We start from the raw sequence: 21,596 nt of genomic DNA, 5'->3' as shown, positions 1-21,596 counted from the left end.
TTTTCTGTACTATAATAAAGATATAAATATAAGTTGGTGTTTTATATATTTCTCAAAATTTCCCTTAGTAGAATATTATGAAATTAAGTGGAATTAAAAGTAGGAGGTACTTATGAAAAAATATATTTTAAAATTTAAATATAAATTCTTATTAATTTGTTTTCTTATATTGTTAAGACAGTTATTTCTTATGAAGAGTAACTTTTTAAATGCAGATGCTATAACTGTGCTTACTAACAAAAATCTACATAGTTTCTTTGAAATTATCTTATTCTTATCAGTTACGTGGATTGTTATTATAGTAATTGATAGGGTAGTAAAGGTTAGAGAGGAGATTTTTATTCAAGATATTGGAATAGATGTCAAAGATAATCTTTCTAGTAGCCTTATAGAATTAGATATTGAAAAGTATAAAGATAACTCATCTGGTGTTTATCAATCTTGGTTCAATAATGATATTCAAATGATTCAAGAAAAAGGTTTGAGGAATATATTTGCTATAATATACAGCCTTTCTGGAGTGGTATTTTCACTTTATGCTCTATTGAAATATCATTGGATCATTTCTTTAATTACTATTATAGGAACAGGAATATTAATTTATCTTCCGAAAATTTTTAATAAAAAACTTCAAAATATGGGGACAGAGGTTACTAAAGAAAATGAGAACTATGTTGCTTCGTTAGAGGAGACGATTTTAGGTTATGATACCTATTTCTCTCTTAATAAATTACAGATAATTCCTAAAAGAATAGCACATATAAGTAGAATTTTGAAAAATGTATTTGTTAAACAAAGTAAATTGGAAAGTAATTATTATATGCTTAACTTCGGTTTAAATGTCTTTTTTCAAGTATTATTAGTTTTTGTTACAGGGTATTTAGTTGTTAAAGATAATTTGGAAATCGGTGCAGTTGCTGCTGTAGGAATGTTTGCTAATCTTGTATTTGACGGTATGAGCCAAGTAGGTTATAGAATAGCATTTATTAAAGGAGCAAAACCTATTTTATCTAAGCATGATGAATTCATGTCGAAAAATAAAGATACTCATTTACCAGTTGAATATTCTTTAAGAGAAACATTATTTAATATTAAAAATTTAAGTTTTAGTTATGGTGACAAGGAAATCTTAAATAATTTGAACCTTGATATAAAAGAGGGGAAAAAATATTTAATAAGCGGAGATAGTGGAGTAGGGAAATCAACATTATTTAAAATTATTACGGGACAACTGAGAAACTATGAAGGTAGTGTAGAGTATTGTAGTGTTGATTTGAAAAAATTATCTACTAAGCAAATACTAGAAAAACTGACTATAATTCAGCAAGAAAATTTCGTATTTTCAGGTACTGTCAAAGACAATATAACTATGGGAGAAGTAGCTGAGGATAGTGAAGTAACTAAGTATTTAGAAAAAGTGCGCTTAACGCAGAAGGACTTCTTATATTCAGAAGTAGAGGTTCATGGGAAAAATCTTTCAGGAGGCCAACGCCAAAGATTGGCTATAGCTAGAGCGTTGTTTAATGGTAAAAAAATACTTTTAATTGATGAAGGAACATCAGCTTTAGACAAAGAATCAGCGAAAAGTTTAATGGAGATGTTGTTAGGAAATAAAGACTTAACGATAATAATGATTAGCCATGACATAAGTGATGAACTAAGAGGAAAATTTGATAACATTATAAAATTGTGATACAAATGAAAGTTAGTAGAAAATGATATAGATTAAATAGAAGAATGGAAATAGGAGAATGTCTCAAAAATCGATTTCTCAGAAAATAAGTTTTTTGAGGTATTTCCATTTAATAAGGAGGACAACTATGAGTTATAAGTTTATGAGTGATACTTTAGATAATAATTTAATGCCTATAGGTAAAAGTGATTTTCTAAGTCTATTTAACGATTTAGGAATAGGAGAAGGCGATATCCTGATTGCACATGTCTCGCTTAGCAAATTCGGTTATATAATAGGTGGTGCAAGATGTATTTATGAAGCACTTATTGAAAGATTAGGAGGAAGCGGAACGCTTGTTGTCCCAACGCAATCTTTAGAAAGTATGTCTCCAGAGTATTGGGAATATCCTAAAGTTCCCGAGGAATGGATAGAAAAAATAAAACAAGAGAGTTTATCTTTTGATGTTAATCTATCTAGTACACGAGGTATGGGGAAATTTAGCGAGTTTGTTATGAATTTGACACACTCAGTTAGAAGTTCTCATCCACTATATTCTTTTTCAGCAGTAGGAGAAAAAGCACAGGAAATAATAAAAGAGCATCCATTAGATGATGGATTAGGATATAATTCACCATTAGGGAGATTATATGATCAAAATGCCAAAATTTTATTATTAGGAACTGATTTTGAATCCAATACAGCATTGCATCTTGCAGAGTATTCACTAAATAGAAAAACAATAAAAGAAAGTGCGAATGTGGATGGAGAGTGGTTAGAATTTTCTAATATCGAATTAGATATATATGATGATTTTTTAACGGTTCAAAAAGAATTCATGGAGAATTGTAAGGAAAGTTATCAAATAAAAGAAATACAGAAGACATCGGTTCTTTGTATAGATTTAAAAAGTTGCGTAGATTTTGCGAAAGAATATTATAAAAGAAAAGAAGATATAAATTCATAAAGTTAATACTGAATAATGTGCACTTAGTTATTTTTAAAAGAATTGAGTATACATTATTCTTTTTTTATTATTTCAGGATCTAGCGAGTTTATTAGCAAAAATTATCTCCTCATCATAAATAGAAAGAAAAATCGATATAATATTCAGAAAATATTGACTTTATGAGGGAAACACGTTAATATAGTAAAAAATAGGAGAACAGATTCAAGTGAAATAGTAAAATTACTTGAAGGAAATCCTCGTAGATTGGATAATAAATTTTAAAATAAGAGGAAATATTATGAAAGAGATAATTAGTGTTGAGAGTCTTAGTAAAGACTACATAATAAAAAATAGAGTTGGCTTTTTTAATACAGAAAAGATAGTTAAACAAGCGTTGAAGGACATAAATTTTAGTATTAAAGAAGGAGAAATTGTAGGATACATAGGAAATAATGGAGCTGGGAAATCTACAACTATTAAATTACTGTTAGGAATACTAACTACTACAAAAGGTTCAATAAAAGTGTTCGGTAAAGATCCGTTTGTAAACAGGCAAAAAAACGCTAAAAACATAGGTGCACTATTCGGACAAAAATCACATTTATGGTGGGATTTACCACTAATTGATTCTTTTGAGTATTTATCAAAAATCTATGAAGTAGATAATAAAGAATGGTTAGACTATTTGATAACAGAATTAAATGTAAAAGAGTACTTATATCAACCAGTTAGGCAACTATCTTTAGGTCAAAGAATGCGTGGTGAGTTTATAGCTAGTATTATTCATAAACCTCAATTGGTGTTCCTAGATGAACCGACAATTGGTTTAGATATAGAAACAAAGAAGAAAATTATGGAATTAATACTGAAAATAAATGAGAAGTATAATACTACTATCATACTAACGACTCATGAAATTTCTGATATTGAAAAAGTCTGTAAGAGAATGATTTTGATAAGTGATGGTGAAATCAATTATGATGGTGAAGTGAAGAGCTTTAAGCAGATTTTTAATAAATATAAAAAACTAAAAATGTACGGAGAGAATATAGTAGATTTAGATGAAGAAGGAATATTGCCTTTGCGTACAAATATTGATTCTAAAGAATTTGTTTTTGATGAAACTAAATTTAATGTTTTGGATATAATAAAATTACTGCCGAGTGAAAGTATAATTACACAAACTGAAGTATTGGACTTAAATCTACAAGAAGTATTGCTTGTGAAGGATAAGAAGGGTGATAAATATGAATAGATTTTTTGCTTATACTTTATACCAATACAAAAGTTTATTACAATACAAATTTAATACGATAATGCAGATAATCGCATCACTTTCTATGGTATTAATACAGTATAGCATCTGGATATATGTTGAAAAATACAATTCTAAAAATATTGATGAAATAATAACTTACGTACTTTTTGCGATTATTTTACAAATAGTTTTACCTATAAAAATAACTACTAATTTTGTATCTGAGAAGATTTTAAAAGGTACTATTATTAATTATTTGAATAAGCCTAATGGATTAATAGTTATAACATTTTTCTCTACTTTAGGTAATTTTCTCTATAAATTAAAATTTCAAGTACTACCGATTTTAGTTATTTATATTTTACTATTTTATAATTTAATATTCAGAACTATATCTCTTAAGAGATTTGTACTTTTTATATTCGTGTATATTTTGAGTTATATTGTTGCGTTTTTATTAGGTTATATTATTGCATTATTATCAACAGTATTCATAAGAATAAATGGTGTATCTGAATTAGTTAATGCTCTTCTTATTATTTTCGGTGGAGGATTGTTACCTTTAGATTTATATCCAAAATTATTATTGAAAATATCAGAGATAACTCCATTTTACGCTGTAATGTATGCACCTATTTCTATTATTGTACATGATAATGATCTAGGAAAAGTCTTATTTATTCTTGGTGTACAGATATTCTGGTTAATCATATTATTGATAATTTCAAAGAAATTATCGCAATATGTATTTAACAAGTTTGATATAATGGGAGGTTAATATGAAGAAACATTTATATTTATATGCAGAGTTTTTTAAAATGGATGTAAAAAGGATATTGAGTTATAAACTAGATTTTATAATAGGAAATTTGGGTTATTTACTAGATACTCTTACAACATTGTTTGTATTACTTATTACGCTTAATTATACAGAATTAATCGGTGGTTTTTCTTTATATCAATTATTGTTTTTATATGGTTTTTTAACATTAACATCGGCGTTATGGGAATTTTTCTTTGTAACAACTTTAGAAGTTCCATATTTAATTCAAACTGGAGAACTTGATTTATTTTTATTAAGACCACTTAATATTCTTTATCAATTTATTATTTTCCAATTAGATGAGGAAGCTTTATTTGAGTTAATTACAGGTATAGCTATTGTGATTTTCTCATTATATAACTTAGATATTGCTGTAAATTATTTATTTATAATAAAATTCATTTTATTTACAATATCTGCGGTTTTAGTAAGAGAGGCTATATACTTAGCGCTAGTATCAGTTAGTTTCTTTTCGATAACAAATGATGGTATAAAATCAGTTTTATGGCAATTGTATCAATTGGCAAATTATCCAGTTAATATTTATCCGTTTTTCATTAAAGTAATACTAATAATTATTCCATTCGCATTTGTGGGATATTTCCCAGTGGTAAATTTAATAAATACACATGATAGTTTTAATTTAGAAACATGGCTTTTAATATTATTTGGACCGCTTCTACTTATTTTAATCTATAAAACAATATGGAATTTCGGATTAAAAAAATATCAAAGTACAGGATCATAATAGTTAATAAGGTAAGAGAGTTATAAGAAATAAGAACAAAGTGAATCATATAGGAGGTGTTTTTTATAGAATTTAATGTTAAATTAGCGAGAAGTTTGTATTTATGTTTGAACTTAATTTTGAGTGTTTTATATTCATACATAACGGTGAAATTTATATCTGTATATAATTTTCCTATATATTTTATCTTGTTAATAACTACTTTGATAGAAATATTTATTTTTTTAGACACTAGTTATTTCAGGATTTTAACTAGTATAAAAACGAAGTATTTTTATTATATTTTAATAGTTTTTTCAGTAGTTGTATTTATTCTTAAAAATAACATAAATTTATACTATGTTTTAACATTTTATTTTGTTTATTACTTATTAATATCAATAGTTCTGCTTAATTACAATTTATTTGTAATAGAGAAAAGTAAGTCTATCAAAGCTGGAGTAACAGATATATCCTTATATAGTAACCTGTCTAAATTACTTGGTTTTTCTTTAGGGAGTTATATTTATAAGGTGAATATTGATGAATATTTAATAGTATTTATAATTATGTTTGTTTTATTTTCAAGTTTCAAAATAAATAATTTTAAAAATGAAACTGAGAAAGATTCTGAGAAGTTAGTTTTTAATAAGTTGAAAAGAAAATATATTATTATCAATACAGCGTTATTATCAGGAGCAGCAGTGTTTTTTATACCGTTGTTTATAAAACAATTAGCGGCTAGGAATTTAATACAGTATTCTAGTATTATATTCTTTATACCAGGACTAACAGTAGTTTTATTTTTAATACTTACTAAGAAATATGATATAAATTTAAATAGAATACTTATGTTTTACATAATTTTTGATATACTATTCTTCATATTGGTTATATGCGAAGTATTTTTGCCATTGCAAGTGATATTATTATCATTAATAGTGGCACTGGGAGTATCAATCAGTATAAAATTAAGGACTAATTTCATAAAAAATAATGATAAAGATTATAGAAAAAGTATAGTACAAATTTTTCGAATAAGTGCGCCATTATTTACTATTATTTTAAGCTTTGTAGGATTATATGTAGAAAATATTGCTTATTATATTTTGTTAATAAATGTAATTTCGGCTATTCATGTATTGTATGTAAATTTACAGAATAGAGAGCACACTTCATTAGATTAAGGAAAAGTTTTTAGAAAAAATGTAAAATTAATAAAAGATTGTACACTTAGTTAATTATTGAAATAGCTAGGTGTACATTTTTTTCTTTAATTTAAGAAGAAATACCAAGTTATTTTCCTATGAAAACTAGTATTCATTTACTAAAAAATAAGAATTAATTTTTGAAAGCGTTTTTTTTTTTTTTCTTTTCATATTGCTTTCATATCGTTTTTATATTACAATAAAACTATAAAGCTTTATAACCTCATAAAATAAGGAGGACAAAAAAATGGTATTAGATATTGGAATTTTATAGTTTAAATGTAAAAAATAATAAAGAGAATCATCATTGATTTTTGATTTACTAATAATCTTAAAAAATGATTGTTTCTTATTATATCTTGAATAGAGGAGAAGAGTTAGCTATTTTAACAAACGATAATGATTTTATAGTATTTGTTAAAGTAGACACTCGATTAATAAGTCACTCATTCAAGAAGATGCACTTTATTGTGTGAGATACATGTAAACTACATATTAAAGAGTTAAAGGTTGGTTTGTATTTACAAATCAACCTTTTCTAAAAAGTAATTAGAAGTAAAACGTAATATCGGGAGGAGGGAGTTAGATGGTAAATCTATTAACAGTGAAAAATTTAGCATACAAATATAAAAATTCTAGTGATTACGCGATTAAAAATATTTCTTTTTCTGCGGAAAAAGGAGATATGATTGCACTTATAGGTAAAAGTGGTTCAGGAAAAACTACGATAATTAATTCTACCTTAGGGTTGTTTTCTAATATCGAAGGAGAGGTATCTTTTGGTGAAGGTGTGTCTGTTCGAGATATAGACTACTGTATGCAAAATCAATCAGTAGATTGGTATTTAAATGTATATGACAATATTTATATGGGGGTATTATACTCTAAAAATACTATTGGCAAGAAAAGTGTAGATGAGATTATTGAAGTTCTAGGTTTAAAAGGTAAGGAGAAGTCAGACTTAACAGAATTATCTGGAGGACAACTACAGAGAGTCCAAATAGCAAGAAGTCTAGTATCTAATTCAAAAATATTATTTTTGGATGAACCTACTACAGGATTAGATGTTGTATTATCAAAAAATATATTAGAATATATAAAGACTAACAATAAAGAACATGCTGTTTTTATATCTTCTCATGATTTAGATCTAGTAGAAAAGTATTGTAATAAAATAATATATATAAACGACGGGGAATGTTTATACTTTGGGGAAATGAGCACTTTCTTAAGAGAATATAATAAAGAAATAGTATATAACATTTCTTACAGTGGAGAAATAAGTAAAGATATAGTAGAAAAACATAAAGATACTATTACAATTGTTGATGATAAAAATTTAAAGATTTTCTTGGAAAAAGAAGAGGAAATTTCAAATGTCTTAAAACTACTATTGGCAGAAAATATTACAATAGGAAGCCTGCAGAAAGAAGAAATTACCTTGAAGAGAATATTGGAATTGGAGGAGTAATTATATGAAAAATGTAATGAAGAATTTTTGGGCGACATCGTATATAGAATACAAGGCGATTGAAAATAATAAGCAGATTATATATACTCAGCTAATGGTTCCAATATTGTACTTTGTATTCTTTGGATTTGGAATAGGGAACTCTTTTTCAAGTTTAGCTTTTAAAGGAGAAAATGTTAACTATATAGAATATATTTTCGTTGGAATTATAGGAGTAATTCTAAATTCTCAGATGAATCAGTCAGTTTATAGGGTGAATTTAGATAAAAAATGGGGACTCTTAGCGTATAAAAGAATAAAAGGAACATCAGCTATTTCATATTTTCTAGGAAAATTAGTATTTCCATTAGGAATAACAATAGTACAAGTATTACTAATTTACTTCTTATCGTTCTTTTTAGGAATAAAAATACAGATAGTTCCTTTTTTAAAAGTATTAATTATTGTAATTATCAGTCTAGTATTTTGGTTTTCTCTTGGAGTTATTATTTCATTAGGAACTGTGTCATATAGAACTAGAGACCTTATCTTAGGAACATTATTATTACCGATAATTTTTGCCGCACCGACTTTTTATAGTCTGGACAATTCTAAGGTGCTATACTATATATCAAAACTTAATCCATTAACTTACCAATTAACGAGTATGAGAACTGTAATTTTTGATTTGGAGCTTGATATAAATACTTATGTTACAATATTCTTAAGTCTAATAATGTTTGTTTTAGCAATAAGCGTGATAATAAGATCAGAATTATTAGGTGATGAGAGATAAAAGAATGTACACTTAGTTGTTATAGGAATGACTAAGTGTACATTTGTATTTATATGAAATGTATTACTAAAATTTTCGTATTGATACCATTATATTTTCATATTACAATAAAGGTGTAAAGTTGTATTGTAATATAAAATTAATCTATAGTTTTATATAAATATTCTATAGAAAATTTAATGAAATGGGGTTGAGATATGGGTGAGTGTTACCAGTGGGTTAATGTAGATAAAAAGGAGTATATTTCTCCTGTTGATTTTGGTTATGGTAGCAAACGTTGGCAAACACTGCATGCTGAAAATATCTTTTTATGTGCGTTGTATAAATTATTAGCTACTGATTGGGCTGGAGATCATATAATATGGCTAGGTGATGAATTACCTCGACTAAATAGTTCAGATAATGTATCGCTAGAAATACTTTATCAAGATACATTGGAATCAGGATATCCTGCTTCATCAGAGGACACAGTAGATGAGATGTATACAAATATCTCTGGAACTTTTAAGGAGGCTGAAGAAGAGGTTAGAGATGAACTAGAGTATTATCTAAGTTTAATAAAACAGTATGGCATCCGAGTAGATGATCCATTTAAAGGATTTTTTTCACGAGAAGGAAGAGATTACCTATATACAATTAATCATACAAAGAAGGTGTATTTTTCATTAGATATAACTAAGGTTCTATATTTAAACGGTTCTGAGTGTGACTTTGCTAATCCGTTACCTATACTTTTGGGGTATGGGAAGTCATGCAATACAGGAAATTGGGTTGGAGATGAAATAAGTACGTCAGATAAGATTCCAAAAGATTATGTTCTGTTAACAGAGATATATCTAGATTGGTAGCAGAATTTTAGTTATATATTTTTCAATACTATTAGAATAAAATGTTAAAAAATTTAACGTTAAGTAACAATTAAACGAATATTATATGGATGTATGATATGATTTCTCTTTTTTGCTATGAGAGAGCAGTGTAATCTGATATAATGTATAGAAGAAAAATATATAAATTGATAAGATTATAGATTTATTGAAATCTACTAAAGGAGCTTTTGTATGATAAAATTAGTTGTTACAGATATTGATGATACGCTATTAAATAGTGATCGTGAGATTTCTAAAAAAAATAGAGAAGTAATTGAAGAGTGTAAGAAACAAGATATTAAAGTTATTTTAGCGTCAGGTAGACCTGATTTTGGAATGATGAGTATAGTAGAAGATTTACAACTTGATAGTTATGATAACTACTTACTTTCATTTAATGGAGCTAGAATCGCTAACCTTAAAACGAATGAAGTGATCTATGAGAAGTTTTTATCTCCTGAGAGAATTAAGTTCTTAATAGATATCGCTTTGGAGAATGATTGTGATATTCTTACTTACCAAGGTGGGAAAGTTCTTACGAATCGTGATAATGAATACGCACGAATTGAGTCTGGTTTAGTAAGTGCAGAATTAGTAATTAGTGAAAATATGAAAGACGATATTAAAGAAGGTGCGGCTAAGGTAATAATTCTTAAACATCCTGATGAAGCTGTTGCGGTGAAAGATAAACTTGCACTTGAATTAGGGGATGAATATGAGGTTGCTATGTCTAAACCGTTTTTTATCGAGATTAATGATAAGGGTATTTCTAAAGGAGTATCTTTAGATTCATTATGTAAAAAACTAGGTTTAACAAGTGAGAATGTAATGGCATTAGGTGATGGACTTAATGATTTAAGTATGATTGAGTTTGCTGGTATGGGAGTTGCGGTAGATAATGCTAATCCTACTTTAAAAGAAGCGGCGAATTTTATTTCTAAGTCAAATGATGAAGATGGTTTCGCTTATGCTATTGAAAAATTTGTTCTTGGTAAAGATGTGTAGATAGAAAGAGGTTCTGATGAAAGTAACTTTGATTTGTGTAGGTAAAGTTAAGGAAAAATTTTATAGAGATGCTATAAAAGAATATGAAAAACGTCTAGGAGCATATATTAAGTTAAATACCATTGAAATTTCTGATGAAAAAGTAAAGGTAGAGAATGATTCAGAAATAGCTCTTGCGATGGAAAAAGAGGGGAATAACATATTATCAAAAATTAAAGATAATCAATATGTTATTACTTTGGAAATTTTAGGCAAGAATTTATCAAGTGAAGAATTTGCATCAAAAATTGATAATTTAATGCTTACAGGTAAGAGTGATGTGGCATTGGTAATTGGTGGGAGTTATGGTCTTTCTGATAGTGTGAAAAAGCGTAGTGATTTTGCATTATCGTTTAGTAGAATGACGTTTCCACACCAGATGATGCGTGTTGTTTTACTTGAACAAGTGTATAGAGCTTACCGTATAATAACAGGCGCAAGTTATCATAAATAATTTTAAAGAGTGAGGTTGTCTTTTCAGGCAATTTCATTCTTTTTTTACTATTAATTCATAAAGATTTTTAGTATAATAAAGGAAAGAATAGACGTAAGAAAGGAGGAGAGTTTGTGGATATATTTAAAATGTCAAATAGTAAGAAAGAGGATGTTATTTCTAAAGAAATAATTATTGCTTTTAGAAAAAAAGGTGGAAGTGATACAAAGAGAGCAATAGTAGAGTATTTCAGAAAAAATTCTGAAGTTATAACTGAAGAATATATTGATTTCCGTCGTATCTCTAAAAAAAGTAATAGGGAGTATTCTCCATTTGAATTTTTCTTTAATTTTAGTTTGAGTTATTTAGAAAAAGCGGAATTTTTAAAAAAAGATGGTAAAGTTTATACTTTGACAAGTAAAGGACGAGAAGCTAACCTTGAGTCTTTAGATTTTTCAGCTATATATAAAGAAATTAATAAGAAGATTAAACGAAAAAAAGAGATAACAGATATTGAAGAAGTAATTTCTGAAGATGAAAAAGAAATTGTAGAAGATCAGTGGAGAGATGAGCTAATTAGAAAATTAAAAAAATTCAGTCCAACAAAATTCGAGATGTTTGCTAGAAAACTCGTTTCAAAAATGAATGTTGAAATGGATGAAAAAATAGGGATTCAAGTTTCTAACGATGGCGGTCTTGATGGATTTGGATACATAACAAGTGATGATTTTCGAACTGCTAGAGTTGCTATTCAGGCAAAAAGATGGGAAGGGAATGTGCCTTCTCCAGAAATAGATAAGTTTAGAGGGGCAATGGATAAATATAATGCTGAATTTGGTATATTTATCACAACATCAAAATTCTCGAAAGCTGCTATAGAAGCGTCTCGCCAGGGGACTAGAACAATAACTTTAATTGATGGTGACATCATTGCTGATTTAGTAGCTAAATATGAATTATATGTTAAACCCGTAACAACTTATGTGTTAGACGAATTTTATGATGTAGAATAGAAGAGAAGAGGAAAGTTATGTTTAATTTGGATAATTATATGTTAGAACGATTATATAATATCTTTGGAGGGGTAGCTGGTTTTTATGCTAGTATTGAATATATTATTTCAGTTATCTTTTCAAAAATTATGTTTGATATACTTGGTGTTAAACCGATTTTATCGCTTATACCATTTTACAATACTTATAGGATTTATAAAGAGTATAAAGGTCGTGTTTGGAAGCGAAACTGGGGAGTCATGTATATAATAACTTTTATTATTCCCGCTGGTATAATCACAGGTGTAGTATTAAATTTGATGAGTTATAAGGTGAATAATGAAGTTGTGTTTAATTTCATGCTTCTTTTTATTGTTAGTATAATAATAGTTTTTATATGTTTTCTAATAATAAAAGTATTTGGTGTAATTATGTTATTTATTATGTATTTACCTATTTTTGATACAATAGTAAGAAAAGTAGTGTTATATATTCAAGCCGTACTAATATTGTTAGTTGTACTTGGAAATGGTATTATTCTTAAAGTAGATCCTAATTTTGATACTTTAAGGTTAGTGATGATACAAATGATTTTTTCTGTTGTATTTACGATTGTTTATCTTTTATCGGCAAGAGAAGTTAGAGCTAGAATTAGAAGTGGAGAATATGTTCTTCAGGAGAAATTGGATTATGGGACTATGGATAGTTTTGAATTAAATGCAACTTTAAAAGCTCGTGAGAGAAAGCTAGTCGTACCTAGAATTTCTAAAACAACGAATTATTATGTAATGGATGATAATGTAATTCAAAATAATTATATAAAATAAAGGAGGAATTCTTATGTTTGAAATAGATGAACATCTGCTAAGTCAGATATTGGCTATAGGTTTAATCGTGTTGCTCATTGTAGTACTTATCGGATATATTATCACAGCTATTTTTTCAAAAATTATGTTCGATATACTTGGTGTTAAGGCAGGACTTGCGTTTATCCCATTTTATAATACCTATAGAATTTATAAAGAATATAAAGGGCGTGTTTGGAAGAGGAATTGGGGAGTTGCCTATATAATAACTTTTGCGATTCCTATGGCAGTCATAGGAGGATTTGTATTTGCATTAATTAACTTACCAATTACAAGTGGTGAATTTTATAAAGAATTTGCACCAACACTGATTTTAGTTTTGGTAGTATTGATAATTGCTGGATTAGTACTCTCAGTATTTAATTTTATTCTGTTATTTATTACGTATTTGCCAATATTTGATACGAAAGGTAGAAGAATAGTATTATATATTGAAGCTGGATTAACAGTATTATCTATGTTTACTGCATTTATTTTCGAGGATAATACTATACTAGGAAATATTTTCTCAATTGGTCAATTTATATTTTCTATTGTCTTTATGGTTGTATACTTTGTTGCTGCTACAGACATTAGAGCTAGAGTTAGAAGTGGTAAATATGTTCTTCAAGAAAAGTTAGATTATAACAATCTAACTAGTTATGAGATTGATTCTATTCTGAAGGCTCGCGATAGAAAATTAGTTGTTCCTGTTATGTATAATGGAATGGATAACTATCCGATGGGTGGATATCCTTATCCTGTGAATAATTATCCAATGAACAATAATGAAGAAGTAAATAGAATTGAATATGTTTAATGTGGAAAATCTGGGTGATTTAAATGTAATGTTTAAATCTCCTGGATTTTTTTATGTAAGATTTCGATGATTTTCTATAATTTCTTAGTAAAGTATTTAAAGTATTGTTAGTTTATGACATCATCATGTTAGATTTTCTAACGTATATTTACAACTGTAGTATTTTTTAAAGTATAATAGAAAACGTAATAAAATAAATTTAATGAGGAGTTGACTCTTAATGGATAGATTTTTAGAATTATTAACTACCGTTAATGACTTTATGTGGACTTATTTCCTAATAGGGTTAGTAATGGTAACTGGTATTTATTTTACATTTAGTACTAAGTTTGTTCAATTTACTTACATCAAAGAAATGTTCAGACTTATTACTGAAAAGCCAAAAGTAGGTAAGGACGGAGAACAAAAAGGGGTTTCAGCTTTCCAAGCATTCACAATCTCAGCTGCGTCACGAGTAGGTACTGGTACAATTGCAGGGGTTGCTATTGCGATTGCAATGGGTGGACCTGGATCAGTATTCTGGATGTGGGTAATGGCTCTTTTTGGTGGAGCTTCATCTTTTGCCGAATCAACATTAGCCCAAGTATATAAAGTTCGTGATAGAAAAGGTGTTTATCGTGGGGGACCTGCTTACTATATGGAAAAAGGTCTTGGACAAAAATGGATGGGTGTGCTATTCGCGATTGTTATTTCAATAACTTATGGTGTAGCATTCAACTCAGTTCAAACTAACACTATAGCACAAGCATTACAAGTATATAATATAGATAGTCATATTGCGGGAATTGCTTTATTAGTTCTTACAATTTTCGTAATTTTTGGTGGAGTAACAAAAGTTGTTAAAATTACTCAATGGTTAGTACCTGTAATGGCGGTAGCGTACTTATTTATCGTATTAGTTATTATGGTTATTAACATTGATAAGTTACCTGGTGTTCTTGTTCAAATCGTTAAATCAGCATTTGGTCTTGAACAAGTAGGTGGTGGAGTAATTGGTATGGGAACATCAATTCTTTTAGGAATTAAACGTGGTATGTTCACTAACGAAGCTGGTTTAGGATCAACTCCTAACGCAGCAGCGACAGCTGATAGTACTCACCCAGCTAAACAAGGATTTATCCAAACTTTAGGAGTTTACTTCGACACATGTTTAGTATGTACAGCAACAGCATTCTTAATTTTACTATATCCTGGTGTTGAATATGGTGCTGATAAGTTACAAGGTATCCAACTTACACAAGCTGCTTTAACTTCACAAGTAGGAAGTATTGGAACAATCTTCTTAATCGTAGCAATCTTCTTATTCGGATACAGTTCTGTAATTGGTAACTACTACTACGGAGAAACAAACATTCAATACTTACTTCCTAAAAAATGGGCTGTAAATGTTTATCGTGTTATCGTATGTATCTTCGTATATGTAGGAAGTGTATTAGATTTAAACTTAGTTTGGGGAATTGCCGATGTAACAATGGGTATTATGAGTTTACTTAACTTAATCGCAATTATCGGTCTTTCTGGTGTAGTTTATGTAGTATTAAAAGACTACGTGAAACAACATAAACAAGGAAAAGATCCAGAGTTTTATCTAGATAATTTACCAATCAAGTTAGATAATGCAACTGCATGGAAAAATAAAAAAGAAGACTAATATTTAAAAAGTACTTCAATGATGGAATTAGATTTCTAATCATTGAAGTACTTTTTTTAGTTCCTCTCTTAAACTTCTCATGGAATCATCAAAAGTAAGGGTACGACAGTTTGTAAAATCAGATTCACTTTGTTCTAAAAGTTGGTATAGTTCGTATTTTCCCATGAATTTATTGAATAAGTGAATACTCATAACAGCAAGATCTCCACGACCATTCTTGGTAATAAAAATAGGTTCACCTGTTTCATGACAAAACGAAGAGATTTCATTGTAATTGTTACGTAAATCTGTACTTGATTTAATGTTTGGCATATTAGCACCTCCTCTAATCTAAAGATATTATACTATTATTTCTTTAGAATGTCAAAAGTATAAAAGGTAAGGGATGTTATAGATATTAACGTTCTTTCACAGTTAAATTTACAAAGTTTTCATTTTGCTTGCATAATAAAAAAAAGTATGTTATTATATTAAACATATTTTAATTATAAAATATATGCGATGAGCCGATAAGTAAAAGTTCTTGCGTACCGTAGGATACAGAAAAGAAATCAGTGGTTGAGAGATTTCTCCTAGGCAGGACTTTGAAGTAGCCGGTGAGCATTTAGAGTGAAAGTAAGTAGCTTTAAACGTGGTTAGAGCGTTAATCTTATTAAGTGCTAATTTATATAATTAGAATAAAGGTGGTACCACGGAAACTTTCGTCCTTATGTAGGGATGGAGGTTATTTTTTTTACCTAGAAAAAAATATCACCAATATAACTAGTAAAAATAATTAATAATAAAATAAAAATTTAGGAGGAACAGTCATGACTGAAATGTCTACAAAATATAATCCGACCGAAGTAGAAAATAATCGCTACAACTGGTGGTTGGAAAAAGAAGTTTTCAAAGCTGATAATAAAAGTAAAAAGAATCCATATACAATCGTAATTCCACCACCAAACGTAACTGGTAAATTACACATTGGGCATGCTTGGGATACAACTTTACAAGATATGTTAACACGTTACAAACGTCTTAAAGGATTTGATGTACTTTATCTTCCAGGAATGGACCACGCTGGGATTTCTACACAAGCTAAAGTAGAAGCTAAAATGCGTGAAGAAGGATTAAGTCGTTATGACTTAGGTCGTGAAAAATTCTTAGAGCGTGCATGGGAATGGAAAGAAGAATATGCTGGATATATTCGTGCACAATGGGCTAAACTAGGATTAGGTTTAGACTACTCAAGAGAAAGATTTACATTAGATGAAGGATTAAACAAAGCAGTAACGAAAATTTTCGTAGATCACTATAACAATGGTACAATCTACCGTGGTGAGAAAATTATCAATTGGGATCCAGTTCAAAGAACTGCATTATCTAATATCGAAGTAATTCACAAAGACGTAGAAGGTGCATTCTATCACCTTAAATATTTCTTAGCTGATGGAAGTGGAGACTATCTAGAAGTAGCAACTACTCGTCCTGAAACTTTATTCGGAGATACTGCGGTTGCTGTTCATCCTGAAGACGAAAGATATCAAAAATATATTGGTAAAACAGTTCTTTTACCAGTAACAAATAAAGAAATTCCTGTTATTGCAGATGAATATGTAGAAAAAGATTTTGGAAGTGGTGTAGTTAAAATAACTCCTGCCCACGATCCAAACGACTTTGAAGTTGGAGAACGTCATAACTTAGAACGTATCATCGTTATGGATGAAGGTGCTGTTATGAATGAACATGCTGATAAATATAACGGTATGGATCGTTTTGAATGTCGTAAAGCTCTTATCGCTGATTTACAAGAAAGCGGAGTATGCTTCAAAATTGAAAAACACCTTCACTCAGTAGGACACTCTGAGCGTAGTGGTGCGGTTGTTGAACCATATCTTTCTAAACAATGGTTCGTTGACATGAAACCTCTTGCTGATAAAGTATTAGAAAATCAAAAAGATGCAGATGGAAAAGTTAACTTCTATCCACCTCGTTTTGAAAATACGTTAAATACTTGGATGGAAAATATCCAAGACTGGTGTATTTCTCGTCAATTATGGTGGGGACACCGTATTCCAGCATGGTATCACAAAGAAACTGGTGAAGTTTATGTTGATGTAAACCCACCAAAAGATATTGAAAACTATGTTCAAGATGAAGATGTTCTTGATACTTGGTACTCTTCAGCATTATTCCCATTCTCTACATTAGGATGGCCAGATTTAGAAAGTGAAGATTTCAAACGTTACTATCCAAATAGCTGTCTAGTAACTGGATATGACATCATTTTCTTCTGGGTTGCTCGTATGGTATTCCAAGGATTAGAATTTACAGGTACTCGTCCGTTTGAAGATTGCTTAATCCACGGGTTAGTTCGTGATGAACAAGGTCGTAAGATGAGTAAATCACTTGGTAATGGTGTAGATCCAATGGAAGTAATCGAACAATACGGAGCTGATAGCTTACGTTACTTCCTAGCTACTAACTCAACACCAGGTCAAGACTTACGTTATTCAACTGAGAAAATCGAAGCAAGTTGGAACTATATCAATAAAATTTGGAACGCTTCTCGTTTCGTAATTATGAACCTTGAAGGTTTTGAATACAGTGATATTGATTTAACTGGAGAAAAAACATTAGCTGATAAATATATCTTAACAAAACTTGCTAAAACTATTGAAGATTTCGAAAGATTATTCGAAAAATATGAGTTTGGTGAAGCAAGCCGTATTCTATACAACTTTGTATGGGAAGAATTCTGTTCGTGGTATATTGAAATTGCTAAGATTTCATTAAACGGTGAAGATGAAGCTGCGAAGAAAACTACTAAATCTATTTTAGTATATGTACTTGATGCTTCTCTAAAAATGTTACATCCGTTTATGCCATTCGTAACTGAAGAAATCTGGCAACACATTCCTCACACAGGAGATAGTATTGTAACTAGTGAATTTGCTAAAGTTGATGCAAGTCTAGTATTCGAAAAAGAAACTGAAGATATGCAATTCATCCAAGATGTAATCACAGCAGTGCGTAACATCCGTAGTGAAGTGAATGCGCCAATGTCTCGTGAGATTCCTATTAAGATTAAATACTCACAAGATAGCGTAAAAGAAGTACTATTAAGTGGTAGTGCGTACTTAGAGAAATTTGCTCGTCCTAGCGAACTTATTATCGAACGCGAAGTAGAAGCAAGCGAAACTGACATTAGTCGTATCTTACCAGGTGCTGAAATCTACGTTTCATTAAGTGATTTAATCGATGTAGACAAAGAAAAAGAACGTCTAGGAAAAGAATTAGAAAAATTACAACAAGAATTAGATAGAGTAAACAAAAAACTTTCTAATGAAAAATTTGTTGGTTCTGCTCCAGAGGCGGTTGTAGCTAAAGAAAAAGAAAAACAAGCAACATATCAAGAACAATATGACAGTGTTAAAGAAAGAATAGCTGCATTAGATAATTTAAAATAGTATAAAATAGAAGAGAGTGATTCGAAAATCGTATAGATTTTATCGAATCACTCTCTTATTTATTATGTAGCGTAACCATAATAAAAAAACTCTAGCTAGTTGTAACTAGCTCAGAGTTCTTAATCGTCTTTATTATTCTTTTTTCTCCAGATTAGGAAGAAAATTATAGCGATTATTATAATTATTCCAATGTATGCACCATAATTTTTAACCGCTTCTCCTGTGTTAGGAAGAGTATTTAGTGATAGTAGATTCATCTTAAATCCTCGTTATTATTTTTCTTCTTTTTGTTCAGGAGTGTTGTTTAGAACTTCAGTTTCAACACGTTCTTTAACAGATTCTAAAGTTTCAGTTGATTTATTAGCGAAATCTTCAACTTTTTCTTGAACATTTGATTCGTCAACGTCTTTTTTGATGTTAGAAACTTGATCTTTAATTTTTTCGAAAGAAGAAAGTGCTTTTTCTTTATATGCTTCTACAGAAGGTTTTAATTCTTCAACGATTTTTTTAGCATCTCCTAGATTTTCTTTAACTTCTGCAGTGTATTCTTTTACGTTTGATACATGTCCTTTAATATCTGTTACATTATTAGATAATTCTTTTCCGTAATCAACAGCATCGTTGTATTTATTCTCTAAAGCATTTTTAGCTTTTTTAAGATTTTTTACTAGGTCGTTGTATAGGTAAATTGCCGCTTCTTCAACACCATTTTTCTTAGTGTAGCGAATCATACAACGTGTGTAACCATAGTAATCTTTAGATTTTTTCTTAACGTATTCAGCGTGTTCTTCGACTTTATTTGGATTTTTTGAATAATAGTTAGCAACGGCTATACCTGTACCGATTGCGAATAGTTTTGATAATTTTGACATACAATTTTTCCCCTCAATATATTATTAAATTAATTATAACATATAAATATTTAAATTTAAATAAAATAGATATCGAGTAACTCTATTTTAATAGTTTAGTAATAAATGTTATTAATATCACATAATATATCTGTTTTAGAAGTAAATAATAGAATACATTAAAAATATTATTACACATTAATTGATGATAACGCTTGAATTAATGTGTAACATATTGTATAATAAAAAATATAATACAAGAAGGAGGAGCAATGAAACTTACTGAGAGACATAAAGCTATAATTGAAATAGTAAAGAATTTTGAACCGATAACAAGTGATGAAATTGCAGAAAAGCTTTCTTTGGGGAAATCTACTTTAAGAAATGATCTTGCAGTCTTAGGGATGTTAGAGATTTTAGAAGCGAAACCTAATGTAGGTTACTATTATAATTATAATTTTTCACCAGGAGAAGTACGTGAGGAAATTAAAAGTAAATTAGTTAAAGATGTAATGGGAATAGCGATAACAGCTAAAAGTACAGCGAACTATTCTGAGGTATTATCGAAATTATTTATTTATGATGTAGGGACTATTTTTATTGTAGATGAGAATAATCACCTTGCTGGTGTAACATCTAGAAAGGATATGCTGAAATTATCTAGGAATGCTGATGGACAAAATCTTCCTATAGTATTAGCAATGACACGTGTGCCTAATGTTATATACATATATGAAGATGAGTTAGTTACTGATGCATTAAGGAAATTAATTTTACATGAGATTGATTGCTTACCTGTTGTAAGGGATGAGAAAGATGGTAAGGTAATCGTCGGGAAAATATCGAAAACTACATTAATTAAGTTATTATTGGAAATACTGGAGGGATAATATGTTAACTGTACATATAATTTCAGATTCAATAGGAAACACTGCAAAGGATGTGGTCGATGCAGCACTTGTGCAGTTTTCTTATGAGAATAAGAAGTATAAAGTACTTAAAAACTCAAATGTTTGTACAGAAGAGAAAATAGATTGTATTATATCCAACATAAATGAGGGAGATGTAATTGTACAAACATTAGTCGATGGTGCTTTAGCAAGCTATGTAAAAGAAAAAGGGTTAGAAAAAAATATAAAAGTTATAGATCTATTAAGTGAAATGCTTAGTACTTTCGAAGAAAAATTAGGAGTAAAAGCCGAAGGAAATCCTGGTTTAAATAGAAAGATGGGAGAGGAGTATTTCAAGAGAATAGATGCTTTAGAATTCGCTGTGAAGTATGATGACGGGAAAGATATAAATGGTCTAAAAGAAGCAGATGTTATAATTTTAGGTGTATCAAGAACTTCTAAAACACCATTAAGTTTATATTTAGCAAATAGAAATATTAAAGTTATGAATGTTCCTATTATTCAAGACTTGATACTTCCAGAACAGCTATATGAAGTAAAAAGAAAAATAATTGGTTTAACAAATTCGGTAGAACAACTTAATAAGTTGAGGGAAGAAAGATTAAAGACTCTAGGTGTATCAGGGAATTCGGATTATACTGATGAAATCCAAATTTTTGAAGAGTTAGAATATGCTCTGGAGATTATGGAAAAACTTGGATGTCCGATAATAGACGTTCAAAATAAAGCTGTAGAGGAGACAGCTGAATTAATAATTGGGATTATGAGAGAAAGAGGCCTAAAGGTTTAAACAGAATAATTAAAAGAAATAATTATATAAAACAATAAGTTTTTTATGGGGGAAT

The 21,596-nt window shown here is 29.1% G+C and carries 21 protein-coding genes and 1 other annotated feature; of the genes, 18 read left to right on the top strand and 3 right to left on the bottom strand.

Translation table 11 applies throughout. The features are described 5' to 3' along the window. Nucleotides 1–112: 112 nt before the first annotated feature. The 15 genes from O3884_RS03545 (at nt 113) to O3884_RS03475 (ending at nt 15,537) form a co-directional block, all read left to right on the top strand. The gene (locus O3884_RS03545; RefSeq protein ID WP_371451713.1) at nt 113–1,693 is read left to right on the top strand and encodes an ATP-binding cassette domain-containing protein; all 1,581 of its coding nucleotides are present in this window, start codon (nt 113–115) and stop codon (nt 1,691–1,693) included. A 127-nt stretch (nt 1,694–1,820) separates the two neighbouring features. Beyond that, entirely contained in the window at nt 1,821–2,639 is an 819-nt protein-coding gene (locus tag O3884_RS03540) for an AAC(3) family N-acetyltransferase (RefSeq protein WP_371451711.1), read from the top strand. Nucleotides 2,640–2,919: 280 nt separating this feature from the next. Continuing rightward, nucleotides 2,920–3,876 carry an ABC transporter ATP-binding protein gene (locus O3884_RS03535; RefSeq protein ID WP_371451710.1) on the top strand — a complete coding sequence of 319 codons (957 nt, stop codon included), beginning with the start codon at nt 2,920–2,922 and terminating at the stop codon, nt 3,874–3,876. Then, nucleotides 3,869–4,657: an ABC transporter permease gene (locus tag O3884_RS03530; protein WP_371451708.1), complete on the top strand. Its 789-nt coding sequence runs from the start codon at nt 3,869–3,871 to the stop codon at nt 4,655–4,657. The genes O3884_RS03535 and O3884_RS03530 overlap by 8 nt, the downstream gene beginning before the upstream one ends. Nucleotide 4,658: 1 nt before the next feature. After that, nucleotides 4,659–5,450: an ABC transporter permease gene (locus O3884_RS03525; RefSeq protein ID WP_371451706.1), complete on the top strand. Its 792-nt coding sequence runs from the start codon at nt 4,659–4,661 to the stop codon at nt 5,448–5,450. Nucleotides 5,451–5,962: 512 nt separating this feature from the next. After that, entirely contained in the window at nt 5,963–6,616 is a 654-nt protein-coding gene (locus tag O3884_RS03520) for a hypothetical protein (RefSeq protein ID WP_371451705.1), read from the top strand. Nucleotides 6,617–7,223: 607 nt separating this feature from the next. Then, complete coding sequence (locus O3884_RS03515) at nt 7,224–8,108, top strand: metal ABC transporter ATP-binding protein (RefSeq protein WP_371451703.1); 885 nt, start codon at nt 7,224–7,226, stop codon at nt 8,106–8,108. A gap of 4 nt (nt 8,109–8,112) precedes the next feature. After that, nucleotides 8,113–8,883, top strand: coding sequence for an ABC transporter permease (locus O3884_RS03510; protein WP_371451701.1), 771 nt, complete (start codon nt 8,113–8,115; stop codon nt 8,881–8,883). A gap of 197 nt (nt 8,884–9,080) precedes the next feature. After that, entirely contained in the window at nt 9,081–9,731 is a 651-nt protein-coding gene (locus O3884_RS03505; RefSeq protein WP_371451700.1) for a hypothetical protein, read from the top strand. 213 nt (nt 9,732–9,944) lie between these two features. Next, nucleotides 9,945–10,757, top strand: coding sequence for a Cof-type HAD-IIB family hydrolase (locus tag O3884_RS03500; RefSeq protein ID WP_371451698.1), 813 nt, complete (start codon nt 9,945–9,947; stop codon nt 10,755–10,757). A 16-nt stretch (nt 10,758–10,773) separates the two neighbouring features. Beyond that, nucleotides 10,774–11,250, top strand: a complete 477-nt coding sequence (rlmH, locus tag O3884_RS03495; RefSeq protein WP_048803186.1) for a 23S rRNA (pseudouridine(1915)-N(3))-methyltransferase RlmH — start codon at nt 10,774–10,776, stop codon at nt 11,248–11,250. 113 nt (nt 11,251–11,363) lie between these two features. Further along, on the top strand, nt 11,364–12,242 hold the full coding sequence (locus O3884_RS03490) for a restriction endonuclease (RefSeq protein ID WP_371451697.1): 879 nt from the start codon (nt 11,364–11,366) through the stop codon (nt 12,240–12,242). Nucleotides 12,243–12,259: 17 nt separating this feature from the next. Continuing rightward, a complete protein-coding gene (locus O3884_RS03485; protein WP_371451696.1) occupies nt 12,260–13,048 on the top strand; it encodes a hypothetical protein in 789 nt (262 codons plus the stop codon). A gap of 13 nt (nt 13,049–13,061) precedes the next feature. Then, a complete protein-coding gene (locus O3884_RS03480; RefSeq protein ID WP_371451694.1) occupies nt 13,062–13,886 on the top strand; it encodes a hypothetical protein in 825 nt (274 codons plus the stop codon). A 220-nt stretch (nt 13,887–14,106) separates the two neighbouring features. Continuing rightward, complete coding sequence (locus O3884_RS03475; RefSeq protein WP_371451692.1) at nt 14,107–15,537, top strand: alanine/glycine:cation symporter family protein; 1,431 nt, start codon at nt 14,107–14,109, stop codon at nt 15,535–15,537. A gap of 39 nt (nt 15,538–15,576) precedes the next feature. Here O3884_RS03475 and O3884_RS03470 read toward each other — a convergent pair whose 3' ends face one another. After that, the gene (locus O3884_RS03470) at nt 15,577–15,849 is read right to left on the bottom strand and encodes a type II toxin-antitoxin system prevent-host-death family antitoxin (protein ID WP_371451691.1); all 273 of its coding nucleotides are present in this window, start codon (nt 15,847–15,849) and stop codon (nt 15,577–15,579) included. Between the two features lie 180 nt (nt 15,850–16,029). Then, nucleotides 16,030–16,249, top strand: a binding site (T-box leader). 97 nt (nt 16,250–16,346) lie between these two features. Here O3884_RS03470 and O3884_RS03465 point away from each other — a divergent pair. Beyond that, nucleotides 16,347–18,989: a valine--tRNA ligase gene (locus O3884_RS03465; protein ID WP_371451689.1), complete on the top strand. Its 2,643-nt coding sequence runs from the start codon at nt 16,347–16,349 to the stop codon at nt 18,987–18,989. 119 nt (nt 18,990–19,108) lie between these two features. Here the strand turns inward: O3884_RS03465 and O3884_RS03460 are convergent, their stop codons facing one another. Continuing rightward, nucleotides 19,109–19,246 carry an LPXTG cell wall anchor domain-containing protein gene (locus O3884_RS03460; RefSeq protein ID WP_048803180.1) on the bottom strand — a complete coding sequence of 46 codons (138 nt, stop codon included), beginning with the start codon at nt 19,244–19,246 and terminating at the stop codon, nt 19,109–19,111. A gap of 15 nt (nt 19,247–19,261) precedes the next feature. Beyond that, a complete protein-coding gene (locus O3884_RS03455; RefSeq protein ID WP_371451687.1) occupies nt 19,262–19,861 on the bottom strand; it encodes a hypothetical protein in 600 nt (199 codons plus the stop codon). Between the two features lie 251 nt (nt 19,862–20,112). Here O3884_RS03455 and O3884_RS03450 point away from each other — a divergent pair, with 251 nt between their 5' ends. Together O3884_RS03450 and O3884_RS03445 are read left to right on the top strand one after the other, a co-directional pair. Then, entirely contained in the window at nt 20,113–20,730 is a 618-nt protein-coding gene (locus tag O3884_RS03450) for a CBS domain-containing protein (protein ID WP_294683094.1), read from the top strand. 1 nt (nt 20,731) lies between these two features. After that, entirely contained in the window at nt 20,732–21,541 is an 810-nt protein-coding gene (locus tag O3884_RS03445) for a pyruvate, water dikinase regulatory protein (RefSeq protein WP_371451685.1), read from the top strand. Nucleotides 21,542–21,596: the final 55 nt, after the last annotated feature.

This window comes from Gemella sp. 20925_1_85 (assembly GCF_041433735.1).
Taxonomy (GTDB): domain Bacteria; phylum Bacillota; class Bacilli; order Staphylococcales; family Gemellaceae; genus Gemella.
The sequence above is the reverse complement of the archived record's forward strand: the minus strand, read 5'-3'. Positions and strand labels throughout refer to the sequence as shown.